This is a genomic window from Colwellia sp. E150_009, from assembly GCF_053543955.1.
In genome coordinates, this window is sequence record NZ_JBHFOM010000023.1 from 21,868 (window position 1) to 43,717 (window position 21,850).

The following is a 21,850-nucleotide window of genomic DNA, read 5'->3' on the forward strand; positions in this document are numbered from 1 at the left end:
TTTATTGCCCAGTTGGGTTACTCACACTGCTGGGTTCTACAAACACCGTTAACTTACCATGACCCAATTTTAATTGTTTGTCCATTCTCATTGCCAACGTAATGTCATGAGTAACCACAACAAAACTTGTTTGAACACGTTGATTTAAACTACGGATTAATTGGTATATTTGCTCAGCAGTGTCGCTGTCTAAATTGCCAGTGGGTTCGTCTGCTAAAATTAACGCTGGCTCGGTCACTAACGCTCTAGCAATAGCAGTTCTTTGGCGTTCACCACCAGACAATTCACTTGGTCTATGGTTAATGCGATGAGCTAACCCTACTTCTGTTAATATTTTTAAAGCCGCTGCGGTTGCTTCTTTAGGCTTATCTCCTCTTATTAACAAAGGCATAGCGACATTTTCAAGGGCGGTAAATTCCATCATCAAATGATGAAATTGATAAATAAAACCAATATGTTGGTTTCGAAATACTGCCCTCTCTTTGTCTGATAACGTTAAAATATTAACGCCATTAATAAACACCTCACCTGAAGTAGGTAAATCTAAGGCACCAGCAAGATGTAAAAAAGTACTTTTACCACACCCTGAGCTTCCCACAATAGCGAGTAATTCGCCCTTTTCAACGGTAAGGTCTAATCCATCTAAAACATGAGTTTCAATTTCCCCTTGCTGGTAAGACTTTGATAATTGCTTACAATGCAAAACACTACTCATTACGTAAAACCTCTGCTGGTTGAGTTTTCGATGCTTGAAATGCTGGATATAAAGTTGCCACAAAACTCATAGCTAATGCGGATAAAATAATCACTAACACATGACTTTCTTCCAGCTGCACAGGAAGTGCTTGCACTGTGGTGCCTCCACCTAAAATATTTATCCCTAATATTGACAATATTTCATTAAGATTTAAGGCAATTAGCACCCCAAAAAAACTCCCTAACGTTACGCCCCACAAACCATTCACCATGCCCTGAGTAATAAATATTTTAACTATGCCTATTCTTGACAAGCCTAACGTTTGCAGTATGCCTATTTCACCTTGTTTTTCAATAACAACCATAACAAGAGCCGAAACAATGTTGAATGCAGCTACCGCTACAATTAAACTCAGCATTAACCACATCATTTTCTTTTCCATATTAACAGCTGAAAATAACGCGCCTTGCGTGTCATACCATGTAGTTATAGTGAGTTTGTCAATTGAAGGTGTGAAATGGCTATCAAGGCTTAACGCTTGCACAACTTGTTTTGCATTAAAAGCATCATCCAAATAAAGCCGTAATTGATCAATTCCATCGCCCTTACGGCGTAATAACTTTGCACCATACTTGCTGTGCACATAAACCATTGTAGCATCAACTTGTGAACCCACATCAAAAACACCTCGAATAACAAATTTACGTTGAACAGGCATTCTTCCTAGTGGAGTAAATACAGTTTTATTGGGTAACACAATACGAATGCTATCGTGTAAAGACACATTTAATTTTCTCGCTAACGCTTGGCCTATTACAATGCTATAGGGTTGCTCTGATAGGCTATTTAAAGTGCCATGGATTATATTTTGACTAATAATATTTGACTGCTCATACTCAGGTACAATTCCCTGTAATAAAACCCCTTGTAAATTTTCAGGCGATTGAATGAGTGCTTCACTACTTAAAAATGGCGTTACTTGCTCTACATGATTTTGTTGCAGTAATTGCTTTCTTAAAAGAGGCCATGCGGTAAAATTTCCTTTTTGTGTATTATCTAACGTTTGCGAAACAATCACATGGGGCACAATACCTAAAATACGCTTCTTTAATTCACCTTCAAATCCGTTCATTACCGCAACAACCGTAATTAACGAGGCAACGCCAAGCATAATACCAACGGTTGAAAAAAAAGTAATAAATGAGATAAAGCCAGTGCGTTTTTTACTGCGGCTATAACGTAAACCAATAAATAGGCTAACAGGTTGAAACATTTAATTATTGTTACTAAAAGTAAGATGATAAAAAAGATAACTAAGCATATCACAGCCTATTATTTTTAACGAATGACTTGATATGAAAAGAATAAAAGTTATGTAACTAAACATAACCAACCTACGTATATACAAATTACTTTGCTAATAATGAAGCAGTCATTTGCGCTTTAATATAAGCTTGAGCATCGTTTGATAAGTATGATTTTGATAAATAGTTTTTGTTTGTACTCTTCCCAATTGTAAAATGCAAAACATAACCCAAGTCAGTTTCTTGAATTAATGTTACATCTTGCCATAATATTCGGCCTTTATTATAAAAAGAATCACTTAATACTCCTTGTTCGTCAATTGTTAGTGTTACTTCGCTACCTGACGCTTTACTTAACGTTTGACGTAACACCCACCAAGGCTGTTTATAATAAATACTTAAAGCCTCTAATATTCCTAATGCAACAACAAACCAACCAGCATAAGCATTTACGGGGGTAAATAACAAAATAATTAATCCAAACACCATTAAAACGCCTGATTTAAAAAAAACATTTAATGAAGGCTCTTGAGTGGTAGACTCACTAAAGCACTCATTAAAATGGGCTTTATCTAAAGTAAATTTACTAGTAAAAGAAATAGGTGAATTCATTAAGAGGTAGTAATAAATAATGGAAAAATTTATTTTATCAGAAATATCTAAGTAAAGTAATTAACGCAACCAGATAAAAATGATCGGCTAACTATTAAAGTAGCGCTTATATCAAACCTGTCATTTATCAATAACGTCATTTAAAGTAATATCAACGCCATCCTTTTTATATAAAACAGAAATTTATTATATAAAAAAACTAGTTTGTAGGTATAATCACCGCCGTTAATCATGGAATTCAAAATGGCAAAGAAAAAATCAAGTAACAAATCGAACAGTAATACTATCGCTTTGAACAAAAAAGCGAGGCACAACTACACCTTAACAGACAAGTTTGAAGGCGGAATGAGCCTGCAAGGTTGGGAAATAAAAAGCATCCGTACAGGTAAAGTGAATATTTCCGAGTGTTTTGTACATATTAAAGACCGTGAAGCTTATTTAGTGGGCGCAGAAATTCACCCACTTATCTCAGCATCTACCCATGTGGTTTGTGATCCCACTCGACCTAGGAAACTCCTGCTAAATCGCAGAGAATTAGATAAGCTAATTGGTGCGGTTGAACGAGACGGTTATTCACTGGTTGCAACAGCAATGTACTGGAAAAAATGTTGGGTTAAATTGGAATTTTATCTTGGTAAAGGTAAAAAAGACCATGACAAACGTGCTGATATTAAAGACCGAGAATGGAAAGTTGAACAAGGCCGCATGATGAAAAATAAAGATTTGAAGTAATCTTCATTTATTTATCTTGGTTTTATTTAGTAAAACGCTGTATAATTAAAATATTGCTAACACGTAAACGTTAGTAAAACTTTGGGGCTGATTCAGGATTCGACAAGATTCACGAAACCCAAGGTGCATGCCCAGGGGCGGTTGGCCTGGTAAAAAGCCGCAAAACTATAATTGCAAACGACGAAACGTTCGCACTAGCCGCCTAAGGCTAGCCATCACCTTGAAATCTCACCTATTGGTTAGAGGATTGATGGTCACCCCAAATAGGTTAGCGAGGGAAGCATGCTTGAGGCTGAACCGCGAAATAGTATCAAGCTCACCATGACGAAGCCTGTCGACTGGCGTCTAATTGGTTAAACAAATAATCGACTAAGCATGTAGTACCGAGGATGTAGGTTTTTTGGACGCGGGTTCAATTCCCGCCAGCTCCACCAAACTCATGGTTGACGTAAGTCAACAAAACCAAGCTGTAGCCTTTGATTCTAAAGGCTATGGCTTTTTTGTTTCTGGAACCAAATTGGTCTCAGATAGTCCTGTTTGGGCTACAAAATGGCACGATTTTGCCATCGTCCTTAAATGACATTGGCACACGCGAGTGTTATTCATACCGAAATAAAATATTTAAACGTCATCCTTACTTCGCTAATGCATTAGCAAATCAAATCACCAATGAAGATGGTCAAACTTTTAGCCTATTAGAGATTTACAAAAAATCAGTCTCTAATCCTAGAATACGTAAAGCTGAACTAATGACACGCATTAGAGGGTTTGAAGAAGTAGCAAGTCAAATGGGGCATACAGGGGAATTCTATACACTTACTTCACCGTCAAAAATACATGCTGTTTTATCATCCAGTAAATCAAATCCTAAATTTAACGGTGCAACACCTAAAGAAGTAAACGACTATTTTAATAATAATTGGAAACTGATTCGCTCTGCCCTACAAAAGAAAAATATCCCCTTATGGTTTTAGAGTTGTAGAGCCACATTATGACGGTACGCCTCATTGGCATCTTTGTTCATTTGAATAGAACACGCTTATATAGTATATTTACAGGTAGAATATATTAAATCTCAACCAATATTTAGGTGAACTTATGGCGTTAACAAGCCTCGCTGAAAAAATTGAGTTTGTAAGACAAACACGCTCCGCTAATTACCGTGAAAGCATGAGATTAGAAGGCGTTGATGTTAAAAGTACAAATAACAAAGCTATGACCAAAGAAAGCGTAATTGCTAAATATAAGGCTTTAGCGTCTTAAATGACATCACTCAAGTATGGCACTGGTAACGACCCATACTGTTACAAAAACACTGATGTTTTAATTAATAAATTGAACATCAAAAACTCTATAATTCTTGAACAAGCAGAAAATGAAATTAGTGATATTTCTTCTGCTTTAATTGACTTTGCTCCACCTCCTTATGATTTCCCTTATTTACAAAATATTCACCAAAACCTCTTTGGTGATTTATACGATTGGGCTGGAAAACTTAGAACAATAGGTATGAACAAGGGCGATACCATGTTTTGTCGTCCTGAATATATCCAACATGAAACAGATAAACTTTTCAAAATATTAACTAAAGATAATTACTATCAAGATATTTCAATTGTAGATTTGGTTATAAAAATTGCTGAATTCTATGGTGACCTGAATATAATTCACCCATTCAGAGAAGGTAATGGCCGTTCACAAAGGATATTATTTGAGCATATCATTGTTAATTGTGGTTATAGAATTTCATGGGCAAATGTAAATAAAGACGAATGGATACAAGCCAATATCAACAGTGTTCATTGTGATTATTCATTGCTAGAAAATATTTTTTCACGTTGTATAAGTGAATAGCACCGCTACCTAAGCGATTTTCCTTTTTTTGTTATATGATCAAAACTGAATAAATGTTCATAACGAGCTTCTTGGCATTGCCCAATTAAACGCTGAATGAAACTCTTTGCCACTTTGAATCACATCTACTTTACCCTGACAAATAGGGAAAATACCTTCATAGACGACGGTTCTAATTTCACGAATTACTGCCATGATTTAGGTAATACGCCTGTACTTGTGAATAGCAATACTAGAAAAGCGATATAAGTCATTGCAACTAAAGAGGGAAGTAACCAACGGTTTTTACCATCAAACTTAAAGTTTGCAAATCGTTTCACTAACTTTGACGTGTCTTTGAGTTGACTAACGCGATAATCAATACTTGATGTGCCTTTACCTATTTCAGGCAATACTTTTTCGATATTATTTAATTGAGGAAAATATTCATTTCTCTTTTTCCCATTTGAGCCATATGGCACAAAGCATAACCATGATTTAGCACCAATATCATCATGCATTCAGTATTTCAAGAGCTTTATATTGATGAAGTAATTGATAGTAATCCTATGACAAGGGTAAGTCGCTTTAAACATATTAAAGCTGAACCTGAACCATTTACAACTAGTGAACGTGAAAAGATATTAGCTCAAATGACAGGCTATGTGCGTAACTTGTATGAATTTGCTTTTTGGACTGGCCTTAGAATAAGTGAACTTTTAGCACTTAGCCGTTATGATATTGATTTAGAGCGGCAAGTTATTTTTGTTAGAAAAGCTTTAGTTAAAGGCCGTATGAAAGGCACTCAAACTAAGTCAGATGAACGTACCCACCAATTACCCTCGCAAGCATTAGCAGCATTAAATGCACAACTAACACTTCTACCAATAGAGCAAGATCGCATTTTCATTACCCCTAAAAAAATGCAACCTTGGCGTGATGACCGCGCTATTTATCATCGTGGTTGGGTTCCTGCTGTTAAAAAGTCAGGCGTGAAATTTCGCAAGAAATACAACACTCGTCATACCTATGCTTCAACTATGTTAACTGAAAACGAGCCAATTGCTTGGGTCGCCAAACAATTAGGTCATAGTGACATAGCTATGACACTAAGCACTTATGCACGGTGGATACCAGATAACCATTAGTAATAAATAACATTAAAAATTAAGAAATCATCTAATTGTGTACAAATGTACACATTAATCCTTTTAGACATATGAAATCAAGTGACTTTTATATTATTTGTGAATATTATGAATAATATATGTTGTAGTTGTTTTTTAAGGATGGAAAATGAGAGTTAAGATTGTTGGTTTTGAACTAGAGATTGCAAAAAACATTTCAATTGGTGAATTTTTTCAGCAACTAGAAACTATAGAAGAAAAAGAGATAGCGATTTATAGCAAAAAACACATATTGCTTACAGATGTTGTCGATAGTTATATTTGTGGGTTAATTCTTACTTATAAAACTAATAAAAAATCATTGGCTACTCAGAAAGATTCCGAAGGAGATCTTATAATAAACAAATCTGAGCTAAAGGCAGGTGAGCACGGTACAGAAGTTTGCGTTTTTTGTTTAAACCCTTTAACTAACAAAGGTTTGTTATACAGTTATAATGGTTCTGCTTCACCTACTTCAATAAATGAGCTTTTCAGAAAACAACATGAAATTGTCAGGCTTAACAAAATAAAAGATAGAAAAAATCAACTAACTGAATTCGGTAAAAAACATATTGATAATGTTGATAAAAAAGCGAGGGAAATGTTCTGGGGTCAATTCTCATTAAAAATACTAGTTACACCATCAGATTTAGAAAACTTGCTTCCAAAATACCGAGAGATTCATAAAATAGTTCTTCGAGCTGATAATGCATTGGATGATGCTGGTTGCTTTACTCCAATAGAACCTATGACAAAAAAAGCACATCTACAATTAGACCTTCATAAAGATAGTCCTGTAAAAGAAATAAAAAGATTGGTGAAGTCTATTTTCCAGCCGTTTTCTTCTTGGAAGAAAGAGCAAACATTAAGATTAATAGGTCTTTCACACTCTGGTGATGCTCTAGAGTTAGCAGTTGGTGATAACCAAGATAATTTTGGTAAAATTGATTATGATGATTATGTTGACTTGCTCCCATCAACTAAATGGAAAAACTACACAAGCTGCGCTGCATTGGTAAAAATAATTGAAGAGTGTAGTGTGTCAAACTGAAATATTTGGAGTAAAAGGCGACACTTCTTGGAAGCTTTTTAGTGCTAAAGATTACAACGCCCAGCTTGAAGCAGATATCCAAAATCAGTCAAAAGAGTTACAAGAGTAATTAACATGGATAGTGTTTGTGAAATAGTAAAATATCATCAAGAGTTTAGAACTGCCCTATTTATTTCTGGTTTTACTATGGGGTCATTTTTGTTTTCAATGAAGTCTGTAATAATTAAAACAATGAAAGAGGATTACTACGATCTAAGTCAATATCAGGATGCAGTAAAACAACGACGACAAAAGGGACAGAAGATTGGTTAATATTATCAATTGTTTTTTCATTTATAAGTGCCTTAAGCCAAATTTCTATTGGTTATAGTGATAATGCTTACTTCATATCTATTTGTTTAATTTTGGCTTTATTATCATGGTTCTTTGTAGGTGTTTCTATTTATCTTGTTTCTAAAAACTGGTCAATGGCTTTGGATATGGCAGAAAGTGAGGCTATTAACAATAATGAAAAAAAATAATTTATCTTCTTTTATAACATCAGAACAGCAGTATTTTGACAGTAATAAATATAAGGCTTTGAAAGTAAAATGAATTACAAAGGTTCAATTCCCGCCAGCTCCACCAACAATAAGATTAAAGACGTCTTAGGGCGTCTTTTTTTCATCTAAAATCAACGAATTAACCGTATTTACTGGTCTGTAGCGTCCTACCCCGTTTGATAGAACCCTTAATTATTTAGTAACATACATTGTAACAATAACTTCAGTTGGGGCACCTTATTCTTCATCACCATCTAACAGTTGGGCAAAGTGAGAGAGCTTAGCCAAGGCTAAACCATGAATAGACTTTTTAGGGTATCGTCCTGTTCTGCTCATTGTTCCTGCTGGGGTTGCCATTAATAATTCAAGCGCTTGGTCAATAGATTCAACAGCATAAATGGCAAAATCGCCACGTTCTACTGCTTCAATAACTTCTGTGTTTAGCATCAGGTTAATAACATTTGTTTTGGGAATAATTACCCCTTGTTTTCCTGTTAAGCCTTTGTCTTTACATAATTGAAAAAAACCTTCAATTTTTTCATTGGCACCGCCAATAGACTGTACTTCACCATGCTGATTTATCGAGCCAGTAATTGCCAAACTTTGATCTATTGGTAATAGCGTTACGGCAGAAATTAACGCGCAAAGTTCTGCCATTGAAGCGCTATCGCCATCGATATGACCATAAGATTGCTCTATTGCGATATTAGCTGAAATAGAAACAGGAAAGTTTTGACCATATTTGTGCCCTAAGTAACCCGTTAATAACAGCACACCTTTAGAATGAATCGACTTACCCAAATCTACTTCACGTTCAATATCGGTAACCCCTTCACTTCCGGCATATACTGTTGCCGTAATGCGGGCTGGCGTGCCAAATACACTATCACCAATTTCTAATACCGTTAGGCCATTCACTTTGCCAATAAACTCACCTTCGGTACTAATTAATACTTGTTGCTCTTTAATTTCATCAAGCCAGGTTTCGCTTAGTCTACCTGTACGACGTTTTTTGGCGGCTAATGCCATGGCAACATGTTCTGCGGTTAATGTACGTTTGGCGCCATTTTTTTCCCAACAATAGTGAGCCTCATCTAATAAATCATTAACCTGAACAATATTGGCAGAAATTTTATTTTGGTGTTCTGCTCGCCTTAATGCATAACGAACCAATTCAAGCACTGCTTCGTCATCAATATTAGGATAATTATGCCGATAAGCACGTTGTCGAATTAAATTACCAAACGCGATTAAATTGTCATCATTTTTGTCTAAGTAATGATCAAAATCAGCCAGCACTCTAAATAGTTCTGTAAATTCTTGATCATAATCTTGCAGGGTGTAATAAATTTCAGCATCACCTAATAAAATCACTTTAACTTGCAGCGGTATTTTCTCAGGCTGTAAGCTATACGCTCCCGGTTGACTAAGTTCAGAGTAAGGATTTTCTATGGTAATTTGCCTTGTTTTTAACGCTAATTTTAAACGCGACCACACTAATGGCTGTGTTAACAATTTATCTGCATCAAGCAATAAATAACCACCATTTGCTTTGTGTAAAGCCCCTGGGCGAATTAATCGATAACTTGTGTAAGTACTGCCTTGAAAACTAGAAACATCAACATGACCAAACAAGTTTTGATAGGTAGGGTTTTGCTCGTAAACAACGGGAGCACCTTCATCAATGCTGCGTGCCACGAGTAAGTTAGGTAAAAAGCGTTCAACCAACAGCTTACGTAATTCTTTATCATTTGGCGCATCATCTTCATCATTAACCAAAATTTCTAATGAAACATCAACAACATGATTACTAACTTTACTGAGGTATTTTAAAATACCTGGGTTTTCACTAAACTCTTGCTCTAATTCGGTTAAATAAGGTTTTATCGCTTGCGCTGCTGTTTCATTTTTCAACTTCCGCAATAAATCTGATGACTCACGCTTCCACAATGGTAGTTCAAGTAATTGCTCAGCAAGCACCACTTCAAGCTCTGCTAATAATTGATAAAAAGTTGCTCTATCAGCTTCATTAATATTAGCAAACTCTTTATCATTTAATGGCTTGCCATCAACTAAGGGTGAAAAGCCAACCTCACCATTTTCTTCAAATAACGAGACATTGTTTTTTAAAGCAATTTTTTCAACTTCAGAAATTGCGTCATCATATTTTTTATTAAAAGCACGGTCTATGGCCGACTTCTGCCTTTGATATCCGGGATTATCAAAAATTTCAGGGAACAAATCCATCAGCTCATCAATAAATTTATTCATGCGCGATAAAAGTTGTTTACCATCACCAGGATTTACATAAAGCTTATATGGCGTGTGAGTTTCATCAAAGTTATTGATGTAACACCACTCAGTGGGGGTTGGTTGTTGTTTTGCCAACTTAGTTAACAGTTGCTGAATTAGGGTTTGTCTTCCCGTTCCGTGCTCTCCCATGGCAAACACATTAAACCCAACTGACGACATTGACAGACCAAAATCTAACGCTTCTTTGGCGCGTTCATGGCCTACAAACGTTTGTTCTATTTCACTTGAGGGAGTATTTTGAGAAAAAAGCGCTGCTGATAAAGTTGCGCTAAGTTGTGCTGCAGTAAGCTTACATTGTAAAGCAGGTGTTGTGGTCATGTATGTCCTTGAGAAATGTGCTTTTTAAGATAGAGAAAGCGATTGCCATATTGTACCCGCTAACCGCTTTGCTCACAATATAAAAACTCACTGACAATTAAGGGTCTAGCGGTAAACGAGTAAAACTTGTACCGCCACATTTAGCACAAACGGGTACCTCACTTACGTGCATAACATGAAGCTTTTCATTACATTGAAGGCAAGCCAACTCGCCAAACCCAATAATGTCGCCAGTGTTATATACGCCATCATGTTCAAAATCTTCAACTAATTCTGCCCATTCAACTTGCGATTTATCAGTTAATTGAGCAAGGTTCGACCATAATGTTTCTTCGAGTAAACCTAAATAGGTTGAGTTTTTCGCTTGCGATTGATTTTGTTGATAAAAGTCATGTAAATCATATTTTAAATTTTCCGTAAATTGATTTACTTTTTCTTCTGATAACTCTTCCGCCGCTTTGGCATAAAGTTTAGCCTGTTTGAGCAGCTCAATCACTTTGGGTTTTTGCAGCTCTTTTGCTTCATCAAGCCAGTTGCTGAGATCTTGATATATTTGTACAAGATAATTTTTTTCATTTGTCATAGCACATTCCTGTTCTTTTTGTTTGTAATTTTGACTAATAGTATAGACAAAATTACCAATTAAGCTTGTTGTTAACTAGCCAGATAAGGTATTCTATCGCGATAATTTAAACTCAAGTGTATTACGCATTTTATACTGTTCTTATCATAAACTAAGCAGATAAAATTCACGAGACAATACCTAAATATAGCGTTAGAGACCCCTTAATGGAAGCCATTTATAATCCCCAAGCAATTGAAGCGACAGTACAAAATTTTTGGACTGAAAATGATACATTTAAAGCCGTAGAAGATGACAGTAAAGAGAAGTTTTACTGTCTTGCTATGTTCCCTTATCCTAGTGGGCGTTTACATATGGGGCATGTTCGCAATTACAGTTTAGGCGATGTAATTTCGCGCTATCAACGCATGCAAGGCAAAAATGTAATGCAACCGATGGGGTGGGATGCCTTTGGTTTACCCGCTGAAAATGCAGCAATTAAAAACAAAAGTGCTCCCGGTAAGTGGACTTATCAAAATATTGACTACATGCGCAACCAATTAAAATCCCTTGGTTTTGGTTACGATTGGGGTAGAGAACTCGCTACGTGTAAACAAGACTATTATCGCTGGGAACAATGGTTTTTCACTAAACTTTATGAAAAAGGTTTGGTTTATAAGAAAAATTCTTCAGTAAATTGGGATCCTGTTGATCAAACCGTATTAGCAAACGAACAAGTTATTGATGGTCGCGGCTGGCGTTCTGGCGCAGTTGTTGAAAAGAAAGAAATTCCTCAATGGTTTATTAAAATTACAGATTACGCCCAAGAATTATTGGATGATTTAGACCAATTAACCGATTGGCCAGAGCAAGTAAAAACCATGCAACGCAACTGGATTGGTCGTTCGCAAGGTGTTGATATGACCTTTCAAGTAAACGGTCTAGTAGAAGGCAAACAAGAAAGCTTTGACATATACACCACTCGTCCAGACACATTAATGGGCGTAACCTATGTAGCACTTGCTGCTGAACATCCGTTAGCGTTAATTGCCTCGAAAGAAAACCCTGCGCTTGCAAGCTTCATTCAAGAATGCAAAAGCAATCAAACCACCGAAGCCGACATGGCTGCAATGGAGAAAAAAGGCGTTGATACTGGTTTTAAAGCAATTCACCCACTTACGGGTAAATTAGTCCCCATTTGGGCGGCCAACTTTGTCTTGATGGACTACGGTTCAGGTGCGGTAATGTCAGTACCAGGGCATGACCAACGTGATTATGAATTTGCCAAAAAATATGGTCTTGAAATTACGCAAGTAATTACTACCTCAAATGAAAATAACCAAGAAGCCGATGACATCAGTAAAGCGGCCATCACTGAAAAAGGTATGTTAATTAATTCAGGTGAATTTGACGGTTTGGATTTTGAGCAAGCATTTAAGGCGATCAGTGAAAAATTAGCCAGTGAAAATAAAGGAAAAGTCACCACTAACTTTCGTTTACGAGACTGGGGCGTTTCTAGACAACGCTATTGGGGGGCGCCCATTCCAATCATTAACCTTGCTAATGGTGAATCGGTGCCCGTGCCTGAAAATGAGTTACCCGTTGTATTGCCAGAAGATGTGGTAATGGATGGTGTAACCTCTCCTATTAAAGATGATCCACAATGGGCAAAAACCACTTTTAATGGTGAAGACGCACTACGTGAAACTGATACCTTCGACACCTTTATGGAATCTTCATGGTATTACGCACGTTATTGTTCACCCAACGATGATACACAAATGCTTGATTCGGCAAAAGCTAACTACTGGTTGCCTGTCGACCAATATATTGGTGGTATTGAGCATGCTATTTTACATTTACTTTATTCGCGTTTTTTCCATAAATTATTACGCGATGTTGGCTTAGTTGAATGTGATGAACCCTACAAAAAATTATTATGCCAAGGCATGGTATTAGCTGATACTTATTACCGTGAAGCAGATAACGGCGCACAAGAATGGATTGCGCCAAGTGACGTTACCGTTGAACGTGATGAAAAAGGCCACGTGGTTTCAGCCATCAGTAAAACAGATGGAGAAGTCGTTATTTCTGCTGGTATGAGTAAGATGTCAAAATCTAAAAATAACGGTATTGACCCGCAAGAAGTTATTAATAAATATGGCGCAGACACTGTGCGTTTATTTATTATGTTTACTTCACCACCAGAACAAACGTTAGAATGGTCTGATGCGGGTGTTGAAGGTGCCCACCGTTTTGTTAAACGTGTCTATAAAATTATTCACGATTTTACTGAAATAACAACCAATGAGTCCATTACTACTAATATTCACGCATTAACATTAAATTCAGAACAGAAAAAACTGCGTCGTGAATTACATAAAACCATTGCTAAAGTAACCGACGATATTGGTCGTCGCAACACCTTTAATACCGCTATTGCAGCTATAATGGAATTAATGAATCACTTAAGCAAAGCATCAATGGCGTCAATGGAAGACAAAGCCGTTATGCTAGAATCATTGCGCGCTGTAGTATTAATGTTAACGCCAATCACACCGCATATGTGCCATTATTTGTGGCAACAAATAGGCAACGACACAGATACTACGGTTGAAAATGCACAATGGCCAATTGTTGATGAAAGTGCATTAGTTGAAGATGAAAAGCTGATTATTGTGCAAGTTAACGGTAAATTGCGCGCGAAAATAACAGTAGCAGCTGATGCCACTAAAGAAACCGTTGAAGCCTTAGGTTTAAATGATGAAAATGTGTTGAAATTTACTGACGGCAACACTATTCGTAAAGTTATTTATATTCCAGGGAAATTATTGAACATTGTGGCTAACTAATATGCTCTTATCATCAAAGCACCGTGTCAGCGTAAATATGACGAGACAAACTCGTCGTATTTACCTCGTTATACTCCTAGCAAGCTGGTTAGGAGGTTGCGGATTTCACCTGCGCGGTGATTATTTACTTAGCGATGAATTACAAACATTGTACGTGAGTTCCAGTGATGTTCATGGAGAATTAACGCGTTTAGTTAAGCAGCACCTATCTCGCAACCAAGTTAATGTGCTAAAACATAAAAATGCTCAAGCACCTGAACTACGCATAATGTCAGATAAACTTGATAGAAGAACCTTATCTGTATTTGAAAACGGGCAAGTGGCGGAATATGAATTAATTTACACCGTAAATTACCAATTACGTTTCGCACCGAAAGACGGTGACCCTATTGAAGAACCACAAAATTTTCGTTTCGAACTAAACCGTGATTATCAAGATGATCCTAATTTAGCATTGGCAAAGTCTCGAGAATTATCATTACTACTCAGAGAAATGAGACAATCAGCCGCTGATAAGATTTTACGCGATATGGCGAGGATCCAACGCTAACAATTAACTGTTTATATTTACATAGCATAAGGCATCCATGAAAATTTACCATAACAAACTACAGCAAACCTTATCGCAAGGCTTTAAACCTGTATGGTTAGTATTTGGTGATGAACCATGGCAAAAAAATGATAGTTTAGCCCAAATAAAAAACCATGCTCAACAACAAGGTTTTAGCGAAATTATCCGTTTTAGTAGCGATAATAAATTTGACTGGCAACAGTTGATGGACGAATATCAGTCTATGAGCTTATTTGCTAGTCAGCGTATTATCGAAGTTGAATTTACCACGATAAAAATAGGTGATAGTGGCAACAAAGCCTTACTCGCTTTAAGTGAAGTACTTGAGAAAAATGCAGCACTTCAGGATGTAATTTTTATACTCCACGGCCCTAAACTTGACGGCCCAAGTGCTAACCGAAAATGGTTCAAAACCTTAATGCAACTAGGTTGCTATGTACCTATATACGACATTGACGTTCAAAGCTTACCTCGTTGGTTGCAAAGTCAAGCCAGATATTTCAATGTAAATCTAGCGCCCGAGTTATCCTTATTATTAATAGAACTGTTCGAGGGCAACTTACCCGCTTTAGCACAAGAGTTACAAAAGCTGTCTTTGCTATTTCCTCAAAATCAGACAATCAGTTTACAGGCCGCTGAGCAGTTAGTTATTAAACAAGCAAAATTTAATCCCTTTCAAATTATTGATGCCTTATTAATGGGTAATTGTAAAAAATGTATCGCAATGTTAGACCAATTACAGCAGGAGGGCACAGCGCCAGGACAAGTAATTTGGGTATTCCACAAAGAAATGAATCAATTGTATGCCATGATATACAAAATAGCACAGGGTAAAACGCTCAATGATATTTATAAAGAATATCGCATTTGGGATAAACGCAAACCTTTATATCAGCATGCCCTTACCCACATTTCGCTTAAAAATATCAAGCAAGCCATATCACGACTAGCAGATATTGATTTACTCAGCAAAACCAACAGTGAATTTAATGCTTTTATTTTATTAGCCGATCTTTGTGTAACACTTTATCATGGTGAAACAATGCAACATTTTTCACTTAACTACGGTTAATATTAATGTTAAATATCGTTTAAACACCCCCATAATAATTAATATTTAAGAGTAAATAGTTGTGAATAACATTGGAATTTTAGGCGGAACATTTAATCCTATTCACCTAGGGCATACCTTACCTGTAAAAGCCGTTGCAGCGCATCTTTCATTAGAAAAAGTTTTATTGATTCCAGCAAGCATTCCGCCACACAAAAACACTCCCAACGTCAGTGCCACACAACGGGCAGCCATGGTTAAATTAGCCTGTGATGATGAGCCTATACTGCATTGTGATGAACGAGAACTCACACGAGATGGTTATTCTTTCACAGTTGATACCCTAAAAGAATTATCACATTCATACCCCAACTCACGCTTACATTTCATCATGGGGCTAGACTCATTGTTAACCTTCTCTCGTTGGCACAAATATAAAGAAATTTTATCGCTTTGTCATCTGGTCGTTAACACTCGCCCAAATTATCAATTAACAACAATTGATAATACAACTCAATTATTGCTAGAAAAACACAAAGTTGAAAACGTAAAGACATTACAAAATATGAGTTCGGGTGGAATATTACTACTGCCAAATAGCCTACCCAATAGTGAAAATTTGTTAGATATTAACTTATCATCAAGTGAAATCAGACAACGTTTACTTCACAGAAAAAATTGTACGCACCTACTTTCATCAAAAGTATTCGATTTTATTAACAAAAATCAGCTTTACCGTTAACCATCATGTTAAAAAGTGTTATTATTACGCACTTATGCTGAACCAATATTAAATTAGTGAATAAGTGACTAATTGTAACTTATTACTTTATCGCAAATTTTACGCTGTGATTATCAGCAATTTGCACCCAAATTAAACCATAAACCTGACACTAGGATGAACACCTTGCAAACTGAAGAATTGAAGAATTTTGTTATTGAAAAACTTGAAGATATGAAAGGCAGAGACATCATTTCTCTTCATATTAGCGACAAAGCGAGTTTTGCTGACTATATGGTTATCTGCTCAGGCAATTCAAACCGTCATGTGAAGTCTATTGCACAATCTGTAGCAATTGAATGTCGTGCTGCTGGTTCTGAGCCACGCGGAATGGAAGGAAATGACATAGGTGAATGGGCATTAGTAGATTTAGGCGATATTATTGTGCATGTGATGACAGATGAACAGCGCGATAAATATAACTTAGAACAATTATGGGCTGAAAATTAATATAATTTTTAGTATAAAAAACAATCACCGTTGCGTAACTAATTTAAAATAAAAAATTCAATGCCAAGATTTTAATCGTATAAACTACGGTTTTTGCTTTAGTACGTAAACAGGAGAATGTGCATCTAACATTCTCTAACTAACTGCATCCATGCAGTATATGTTCTCGTCTGCGGGCGTTAAATTCGAAATGCTGTATCATTACTCTTAATGATAATAAATAGATACTAATAATTATCTCTGTAAGGCGTAGAAAATTAATTTATGAAACTAACTTTATATGCCGTTGGCACTAAAATGCCTACTTGGGTTACCCAAGGTTTTAACGAATATTCTCGTCGATTTCCACGTGATTTATCATTTGAATTAGTAGAAATTTCAGCAGGTAAACGAGGAAAAAATGCCGATATTTCACGTATTTTAGAAAAAGAAGGTGACCAATTGCTGAGTGCAATTCCTAAAGGTAATAGAATAGTTACATTAGAAGTAGAAGGTAACCCCTGGGATACCCCTCAACTTGCTATGCAACTTGAACGTTGGCAATTAGATGGCCGCGATGTAGCTCTACTCGTAGGTGGGCCTGAAGGTTTATCACCTGCTTGTATTAATGCCAGCGAACAAAAATGGTCTTTATCACCACTAACCTTACCACATCCTATGGTTAGAGTACTTATTGCCGAAAGCTTATATCGCGCTTGGAGCGTTAATAATAACCACCCGTATCATAGAGAATAACTAGTGACTCCCCTTTGTGTTATCATTTATAATCTCTGTTGTTGTATGAATGCCAAGGCTAATTTATTTGCGATGGTGAAGATTTTATTTACAAAGGTTAACTCTTAGTGGCTGTTCGTCGCGTTATTATCCGTAATCACAGCGCAGAGGCAAATTTATTTGCACGCCGCACCTTTATCACATTCGTAGGCGTAATCGTACTTGTACTGGTGTTGTTTAGTAACCTCTACTCACTGCAAATAGCGTCTTATGAAAAATACCAAACGCGATCAAATTCAAATCGTATTAAACTATTACCTGTAGCACCTAATCGCGGCCTTATTTATGATCGTAATGGGGTGATTCTGGCCGATAATAAACCTATTTATAGCTTAGCCGTTATTCCAGAGCAGACTAAAAACTTGCAAGAAAGCGTGACTAACATTAGTGACTTACTTGACATCAGTACAGACATGCAAGAAAAGTTTTTTAATTCAGTAAAACGTAAACGGCGTTTCAAGCAAATTGAGTTGCACCCTCGCTTAAGTGAACAGCAAGTAGCAATTTTTTCTGTTAATCAACACAAATTCCCTGGTATTTTTGTTGATGCACGTTTAAAGCGATACTATCCCTTTGGTAAGTTAACCACGCATACCTTAGGTTATGTTGCTCGAATAAACAGAAAAGATGCCAATCAACTTGAGCTAGATGGAAAATCTGAAAACTACGCTGCAACCCACGATATAGGCAAATTAGGCATTGAAAAGTTTTACGAAGATATTTTACATGGCAAAATAGGACATCAAGAAGTTGAAATTAATAACCAAGGTAGAATCATTCGAACGTTAGATTACACACCACCAACACCAGGTAAAGATTTAACCTTAACTTTAGATATTGAACTACAAATGATTGCTAAACGGGCATTATCAGGAAAGCGCGGAGCAGTTGTTGCTATGGATCCGCGCACTGGTGGGGTTTTAGCTATGTATTCAAATCCAAGTTATGACGGTAATTTATTTGTGCATGGCATTAGTAACAAAAACTGGCAAAAAATACGTAACTCAAAAGATCTCCCGCTCATTAATCGAAGCGTACAAGGTTACCCTCCTGCCTCAACAGTAAAACCCTTCTTAGCGTTAACCGGCCTAGAAGAAGAAGTAATAACCCCTGAAACAAAAATTTGGGATCCAGGTTGGTATCAGCTAAAAGGTTTACCGAATAAATACCGAGATTGGAAAAAATGGGGTCATGGCTGGGTAGATTTAAATAGAGCTATTGAGCAATCTTGTAATATCTATTTCTTCGATTTAGCTTTTAAACTTGGCATAACTAAAATTAGCACCATGATGGAGCGCTTTGGTTTTGGGGATTACACGGGTATTGATATTCATGAAGAAAGCAAAGCAATTATGCCTAGTATTGAATGGAAACGCGCTCGCTATAATAAGTCTTGGTATACAGGGGAAACGTTATCAGTTGGTATAGGGCAAAGTTATTGGACAGTAACCCCTTTACAGCTAACTCAAGCACTAACGACTTTAGTAAACCGTGGTAAGCGAAAGGTACCACACTTGCTAAAATCAACTATGTTACCTGGTTCGAATGATGACGAAGCATCAACCGAAGAAATTATTTATGAAGAACAAGCCCCTTTAGTGTTAAAACAAGAAAAAAACTGGGACTTAATTCTCAATGCTATGCATCGCACTGTACAACAAGTTGGCGCTACGGCCTATACACCGTTTAAAGGATCAAAGTATGACGCTGCGGGTAAAACGGGTTCAGCCCAAGTTGCGCGTATTAAGCAAGATGAAAAATATGATGCAAAAGCCATTCAAGAAAACAAACGAGATAATGCAATGTTCATTGCTTTTGCACCCTTTAATGCACCTGAAATTGTTGTTGCCGTGGCAATAGAAAATGTATCGAAAGGTGGCGGTGGTACCAATGCGGGGCCTGTTGCAAGACAAATTATGGATCAATATTTTGGCAATAGAGTCATAACCTCTAGCTTAGACTATGCTAGTTCAAATGACGATAACTCAGACAATGCCAATGTACACCAGCACCCTCACCCGTCACATAATACAACCACAACAAACATTGAGGCAGAATAATGGGTAATAGAGGTCAAGACGAACAAAAAGTTCGTAGCCTTTGGCAAAAATTGCATATTGATTTGCCCTTATTACTGGGCATATTATCGCTGATGGCACTGGGTTTATTTATCGTCTATAGTGCTGGAGGACAAAATTTAGATATTGTTTACCGTCAAGCTATTCGATTAGGTATAGCGCTTATTGTTATGGTTGTAATTGCTCAAATTCCACCACTATCCTATCGAAAGTGGGCCGTACCAGTATTTGTATTAGGTATTTTAATGTTGGTTGCTGTATTGCTATTTGGTCATGTTGGTAAAGGAGCACAACGCTGGTTAGACTTAGGTTTCATGAAGTTTCAACCCTCAGAAATTATGAAATTAATTGTGCCTATTATGATCGCTTGGTTTGTTAGCCAAAGTAGCTTACCTGTAAAATTATCAACTATTATTTTTGCTTTTATTTTACTGTTGGTTCCAACATTACTTATTGCTAAACAACCAGATTTAGGCACATCGTTGTTAATTGCCTGTTCAGGAATTTTTGTTATTTTTTTGGCTGGAGCCAGTTGGAAATTAATTGGTATATGTGCTGGTTTAGCTTCAGCTTTTGCACCCATTTTATGGATGTTTTTGATGAAAGATTATCAAAGACAACGTGTCATGACATTTTTAAATCCAGAACAAGACCCCCTCGGTTCAGGGTATCATATTATTCAATCTAAAATTGCAATTGGTTCAGGAGGAATTGATGGAAAAGGCTGGCTACAAGGAACGCAATCACAACTTGAATTTTTACCAGAACGTCACACTGATTTTATTTTTGCCGTTTTTAGTGAAGAATTTGGCTTAATTGGTGTAAGTATTCTACTTGCAGTATACCTATTTATTGTAATGCGCGGATTATATATTGCAGTAAATGCCCAACATGCATTTACTAAATTATTAGCGGGTAGCATAACCTTAACTTTTTTTGTTTATGTGTTTGTAAATATTGGTATGGTATCAGGTTTACTGCCTGTAGTTGGGGTACCACTGCCTTTAGTTAGTTATGGTGGTACATCAATGGTGACATTACTTGCAGGGTTTGGCATGCTAATGGCTGTAGGAACACATCGGCGCTTTCATATTTAACGTTAACAAATGGCTAACTTGTACTAATTAACTCAATGCTTAAATTAATTTTCATTATCTATTTTCTCACACTTTTAAGTGCCTGTAGCACAGGACGCTATAAACATGCGAACGATAGCATACCAAGCCGACTACCAAACGAAAGTGAGCTTAAAGATGCGATAGCCCGTGCAGAACCCTATAGTAGAGGCGGTAATAAAAATTACCGTGTACGTGGAATTGATTATAAAGTATTAAATAGTGCACAAGGGTTTGAACAAACAGGCATTGCCTCATGGTACGGAAGAAAGTTCCATGGACATTTAACATCAAACGGCGAAATTTATGATATGTACGCCATGAGTGCGGCACACAAAAACTTACCCCTGCCAACGTATTTAAAAGTAACTAATCTTGCTAATAATAAGTCAGTTATTGTTCGTGCTAATGATCGCGGCCCTTTTCATGAAAATAGAATTATAGACTTATCTTACAGCGCTGCTTATAAGCTTGATATGCTAAAAGCAGGCACTGCAAAAGTAAAAATTACCGCCATTACTGAATTTAATAAGACGACCCCATTAACAAATTCAGAAACTGAAAAGAAAAAATATTCTGTGCCTTCAACCGACACAATAACAGATATAAAATCAAATCAAGCACCCAACCAAGAAAAATATTACATTCAAGTTTTTGCAACAAGCAAGCAAGAATTTGCCAAAGAAACCGCTAAAACACTTGCTGAAAAACATGCTCAAACAGTACATTACCCTGAAAAAGATGGCATTTATCGTATTCAGATAGGCCCTATTCTTAATACCACAACCCTCAATAATTTGTTACAAGAACTAAAACAGGGCAATTACCCCAATGCCTACTTAAGAAAATTATAACGTGCAATCGCCATTCAAACAGCTTAGTTAAGTTATTGAAGTTAATATTTACAATTAACTTCACATCAACCATAGCCAAGTAAATTAGAGATGGTATACTTTCAACGGTTTACCTTAAATTCATTATTCTATTCATTTCACTATTAAATAATTATGCTATTAAAAACATCCAAACAGTCACAAAAAATTGCACA

21 protein-coding genes, 1 other RNA gene and 1 pseudogene are annotated in these 21,850 nt (G+C 36.5%); 16 read left to right on the plus strand and 7 right to left on the minus strand.

Annotated features, from left to right (window positions below; translation table 11 throughout):
• Position 1: 1 nt before the first annotated feature.
• The 3 genes from lolD to ACE1OF_RS11440 all read right to left on the minus strand — a co-directional run bounded on the left by lolD (position 2) and on the right by ACE1OF_RS11440 (position 2,613).
• On the minus strand, positions 2 to 715 hold the full coding sequence (gene lolD / locus ACE1OF_RS11430; RefSeq protein WP_448894582.1) for a lipoprotein-releasing ABC transporter ATP-binding protein LolD: 714 nt from the start codon (positions 713 to 715) through the stop codon (positions 2 to 4).
• The gene (locus tag ACE1OF_RS11435; RefSeq protein ID WP_448894583.1) at positions 708 to 1,970 is read right to left on the minus strand and encodes a lipoprotein-releasing ABC transporter permease subunit; all 1,263 of its coding nucleotides are present in this window, start codon (positions 1,968 to 1,970) and stop codon (positions 708 to 710) included. The genes lolD and ACE1OF_RS11435 overlap by 8 nt, the downstream gene beginning before the upstream one ends.
• Before the next feature lie 136 nt (positions 1,971 to 2,106).
• Positions 2,107 to 2,613 carry a YcxB family protein gene (locus ACE1OF_RS11440; RefSeq protein ID WP_448894584.1) on the minus strand — a complete coding sequence of 169 codons (507 nt, stop codon included), beginning with the start codon at positions 2,611 to 2,613 and terminating at the stop codon, positions 2,107 to 2,109.
• Positions 2,614 to 2,856: 243 nt separating this feature from the next.
• Between ACE1OF_RS11440 and smpB the strand changes: the two genes are divergently transcribed.
• The 5 genes and pseudogenes from smpB (at position 2,857) to ACE1OF_RS11465 (ending at position 5,199) form a co-directional block, all read left to right on the plus strand.
• Complete coding sequence (gene smpB / locus ACE1OF_RS11445; protein WP_448894585.1) at positions 2,857 to 3,345, plus strand: SsrA-binding protein SmpB; 489 nt, start codon at positions 2,857 to 2,859, stop codon at positions 3,343 to 3,345.
• An 83-nt stretch (positions 3,346 to 3,428) separates the two neighbouring features.
• Positions 3,429 to 3,779, plus strand: a transfer-messenger RNA (tmRNA) gene (ssrA, locus tag ACE1OF_RS11450).
• Between the two features lie 57 nt (positions 3,780 to 3,836).
• Positions 3,837 to 4,377 (plus strand): annotated as a pseudogene (locus ACE1OF_RS11455) (replication endonuclease).
• Between the two features lie 66 nt (positions 4,378 to 4,443).
• Positions 4,444 to 4,608 carry a YhfG family protein gene (locus ACE1OF_RS11460; RefSeq protein WP_448894587.1) on the plus strand — a complete coding sequence of 55 codons (165 nt, stop codon included), beginning with the start codon at positions 4,444 to 4,446 and terminating at the stop codon, positions 4,606 to 4,608.
• Positions 4,609 to 5,199, plus strand: a complete 591-nt coding sequence (locus ACE1OF_RS11465; RefSeq protein WP_448894588.1) for a putative adenosine monophosphate-protein transferase Fic — start codon at positions 4,609 to 4,611, stop codon at positions 5,197 to 5,199.
• 57 nt (positions 5,200 to 5,256) lie between these two features.
• Here the strand turns inward: ACE1OF_RS11465 and ACE1OF_RS11470 are convergent, their stop codons facing one another.
• Entirely contained in the window at positions 5,257 to 5,394 is a 138-nt protein-coding gene (locus tag ACE1OF_RS11470; RefSeq protein WP_448894589.1) for a hypothetical protein, read from the minus strand.
• The gene (locus tag ACE1OF_RS11475) at positions 5,385 to 5,699 is read right to left on the minus strand and encodes a hypothetical protein (protein ID WP_448894590.1); all 315 of its coding nucleotides are present in this window, start codon (positions 5,697 to 5,699) and stop codon (positions 5,385 to 5,387) included. The genes ACE1OF_RS11470 and ACE1OF_RS11475 overlap by 10 nt, the downstream gene beginning before the upstream one ends.
• On the opposite strand from ACE1OF_RS11475, the gene ACE1OF_RS11480 reads away from it, so the two are divergent.
• Complete coding sequence (locus tag ACE1OF_RS11480) at positions 5,694 to 6,326, plus strand: tyrosine-type recombinase/integrase (RefSeq protein WP_448894591.1); 633 nt, start codon at positions 5,694 to 5,696, stop codon at positions 6,324 to 6,326. The two genes, ACE1OF_RS11475 and ACE1OF_RS11480, sit on opposite strands and share 6 nt — an antisense overlap.
• A gap of 148 nt (positions 6,327 to 6,474) precedes the next feature.
• A complete protein-coding gene (locus tag ACE1OF_RS11485; RefSeq protein ID WP_448894592.1) occupies positions 6,475 to 7,395 on the plus strand; it encodes a hypothetical protein in 921 nt (306 codons plus the stop codon).
• A gap of 779 nt (positions 7,396 to 8,174) precedes the next feature.
• Here ACE1OF_RS11485 and ACE1OF_RS11490 read toward each other — a convergent pair.
• Together ACE1OF_RS11490 and ACE1OF_RS11495 are read right to left on the minus strand one after the other, a co-directional pair.
• The gene (locus ACE1OF_RS11490) at positions 8,175 to 10,568 is read right to left on the minus strand and encodes a Lon protease family protein (protein WP_448894593.1); all 2,394 of its coding nucleotides are present in this window, start codon (positions 10,566 to 10,568) and stop codon (positions 8,175 to 8,177) included.
• 97 nt (positions 10,569 to 10,665) lie between these two features.
• Positions 10,666 to 11,151, minus strand: coding sequence for a zinc ribbon-containing protein (locus tag ACE1OF_RS11495; RefSeq protein WP_448894594.1), 486 nt, complete (start codon positions 11,149 to 11,151; stop codon positions 10,666 to 10,668).
• Positions 11,152 to 11,357: 206 nt separating this feature from the next.
• Between ACE1OF_RS11495 and leuS the strand changes: the two genes are divergently transcribed.
• The 9 genes from leuS to ACE1OF_RS11540 all read left to right on the plus strand — a co-directional run bounded on the left by leuS (position 11,358) and on the right by ACE1OF_RS11540 (position 21,656).
• Entirely contained in the window at positions 11,358 to 13,982 is a 2,625-nt protein-coding gene (gene leuS, locus ACE1OF_RS11500) for a leucine--tRNA ligase (protein WP_448894596.1), read from the plus strand.
• A 37-nt stretch (positions 13,983 to 14,019) separates the two neighbouring features.
• Positions 14,020 to 14,532: an LPS-assembly lipoprotein LptE gene (locus ACE1OF_RS11505; protein ID WP_448894597.1), complete on the plus strand. Its 513-nt coding sequence runs from the start codon at positions 14,020 to 14,022 to the stop codon at positions 14,530 to 14,532.
• 37 nt (positions 14,533 to 14,569) lie between these two features.
• Entirely contained in the window at positions 14,570 to 15,625 is a 1,056-nt protein-coding gene (gene holA, locus ACE1OF_RS11510; protein WP_448894598.1) for a DNA polymerase III subunit delta, read from the plus strand.
• 61 nt (positions 15,626 to 15,686) lie between these two features.
• Positions 15,687 to 16,346, plus strand: a complete 660-nt coding sequence (gene nadD / locus ACE1OF_RS11515) for a nicotinate-nucleotide adenylyltransferase (protein WP_448894600.1) — start codon at positions 15,687 to 15,689, stop codon at positions 16,344 to 16,346.
• A 165-nt stretch (positions 16,347 to 16,511) separates the two neighbouring features.
• Complete coding sequence (gene rsfS / locus ACE1OF_RS11520) at positions 16,512 to 16,835, plus strand: ribosome silencing factor (RefSeq protein WP_448894601.1); 324 nt, start codon at positions 16,512 to 16,514, stop codon at positions 16,833 to 16,835.
• A 264-nt stretch (positions 16,836 to 17,099) separates the two neighbouring features.
• On the plus strand, positions 17,100 to 17,570 hold the full coding sequence (rlmH, locus tag ACE1OF_RS11525; protein WP_448894602.1) for a 23S rRNA (pseudouridine(1915)-N(3))-methyltransferase RlmH: 471 nt from the start codon (positions 17,100 to 17,102) through the stop codon (positions 17,568 to 17,570).
• 107 nt (positions 17,571 to 17,677) lie between these two features.
• The gene (gene mrdA / locus ACE1OF_RS11530) at positions 17,678 to 19,669 is read left to right on the plus strand and encodes a penicillin-binding protein 2 (protein WP_448894604.1); all 1,992 of its coding nucleotides are present in this window, start codon (positions 17,678 to 17,680) and stop codon (positions 19,667 to 19,669) included.
• A complete protein-coding gene (rodA, locus tag ACE1OF_RS11535; RefSeq protein WP_448894605.1) occupies positions 19,669 to 20,784 on the plus strand; it encodes a rod shape-determining protein RodA in 1,116 nt (371 codons plus the stop codon). Before mrdA ends, rodA begins: the two co-directional genes overlap by 1 nt.
• Positions 20,785 to 20,819: 35 nt before the next feature.
• Positions 20,820 to 21,656, plus strand: coding sequence for a septal ring lytic transglycosylase RlpA family protein (locus ACE1OF_RS11540; RefSeq protein ID WP_448894606.1), 837 nt, complete (start codon positions 20,820 to 20,822; stop codon positions 21,654 to 21,656).
• Positions 21,657 to 21,850 lie beyond the last annotated feature (194 nt).

Bases quoted from the DNA above. Each gene is read 5' to 3' on its own strand.
- lolD (WP_448894582.1), bottom strand. From the start codon at position 715: ATGAGTAGTGTTTTGCATTGTAAGCAATTATCAAAGTCTTACCAGCAA.
- ACE1OF_RS11435 (WP_448894583.1), bottom strand. From the start codon at position 1,970: ATGTTTCAACCTGTTAGCCTATTTATTGGTTTACGTTATAGCCGCAGT.
- ACE1OF_RS11440 (WP_448894584.1), bottom strand. From the start codon at position 2,613: ATGAATTCACCTATTTCTTTTACTAGTAAATTTACTTTAGATAAAGCC.
- smpB (WP_448894585.1), top strand. From the start codon at position 2,857: ATGGCAAAGAAAAAATCAAGTAACAAATCGAACAGTAATACTATCGCT.
- ACE1OF_RS11460 (WP_448894587.1), top strand. From the start codon at position 4,444: ATGGCGTTAACAAGCCTCGCTGAAAAAATTGAGTTTGTAAGACAAACA.
- ACE1OF_RS11465 (WP_448894588.1), top strand. From the start codon at position 4,609: ATGACATCACTCAAGTATGGCACTGGTAACGACCCATACTGTTACAAA.
- ACE1OF_RS11470 (WP_448894589.1), bottom strand. From the start codon at position 5,394: ATGGCAGTAATTCGTGAAATTAGAACCGTCGTCTATGAAGGTATTTTC.
- ACE1OF_RS11480 (WP_448894591.1), top strand. From the start codon at position 5,694: ATGCATTCAGTATTTCAAGAGCTTTATATTGATGAAGTAATTGATAGT.
- ACE1OF_RS11475 (WP_448894590.1), bottom strand. From the start codon at position 5,699: ATGCATGATGATATTGGTGCTAAATCATGGTTATGCTTTGTGCCATAT.
- ACE1OF_RS11485 (WP_448894592.1), top strand. From the start codon at position 6,475: ATGAGAGTTAAGATTGTTGGTTTTGAACTAGAGATTGCAAAAAACATT.
- ACE1OF_RS11490 (WP_448894593.1), bottom strand. From the start codon at position 10,568: ATGACCACAACACCTGCTTTACAATGTAAGCTTACTGCAGCACAACTT.
- ACE1OF_RS11495 (WP_448894594.1), bottom strand. From the start codon at position 11,151: ATGACAAATGAAAAAAATTATCTTGTACAAATATATCAAGATCTCAGC.
- leuS (WP_448894596.1), top strand. From the start codon at position 11,358: ATGGAAGCCATTTATAATCCCCAAGCAATTGAAGCGACAGTACAAAAT.
- ACE1OF_RS11505 (WP_448894597.1), top strand. From the start codon at position 14,020: ATGACGAGACAAACTCGTCGTATTTACCTCGTTATACTCCTAGCAAGC.
- holA (WP_448894598.1), top strand. From the start codon at position 14,570: ATGAAAATTTACCATAACAAACTACAGCAAACCTTATCGCAAGGCTTT.
- rlmH (WP_448894602.1), top strand. From the start codon at position 17,100: ATGAAACTAACTTTATATGCCGTTGGCACTAAAATGCCTACTTGGGTT.
- rodA (WP_448894605.1), top strand. From the start codon at position 19,669: ATGGGTAATAGAGGTCAAGACGAACAAAAAGTTCGTAGCCTTTGGCAA.
- ACE1OF_RS11540 (WP_448894606.1), top strand. From the start codon at position 20,820: ATGCTTAAATTAATTTTCATTATCTATTTTCTCACACTTTTAAGTGCC.